Origin of the sequence: Oceanobacillus alkalisoli, assembly GCF_021556485.1 — a bacterium.
Lineage (GTDB): Bacteria > Bacillota > Bacilli > Bacillales > Amphibacillaceae > Oceanobacillus > Oceanobacillus alkalisoli.
Genome location: NZ_JAKGBW010000107.1, coordinates 1 through 281, shown reverse-complemented (window position 1 = coordinate 281; position 281 = coordinate 1). Strand labels below are relative to the sequence as shown.

The following is a 281-nucleotide window of genomic DNA, read 5'->3' as shown; positions in this document are numbered from 1 at the left end:
TATCTGTGCATCTACTTTGCAGGACTTATCTTTGTCTTTATCTACAACGTAGGCGCAGGTATCCTTCGTGCAGTCGGCGACAGCCGCAGACCGCTTTACTTTTTGATTGTCTGCTGTATCATCAACATTATATTGGACGTTGTGCTGATTGTTTTCTTTAAGATGGGTGTAGCGGGCGCAGCGATTGCAACTACCTTTTCTCAGGGTGTCAGTGCGGTACTGGTTACCATTGCACTGTGCCGCTCGACCGATATGTTTAAGCTGCATCTGAGCAAAATCCG

General features: G+C 47.0%; 1 protein-coding gene. It reads left to right on the top strand.

What is annotated here, in order from left to right:
- A partial coding sequence (locus LZD48_RS18585; RefSeq protein WP_235764153.1) for an MATE family efflux transporter occupies positions 1-281 on the top strand: 281 nt, incomplete at both ends.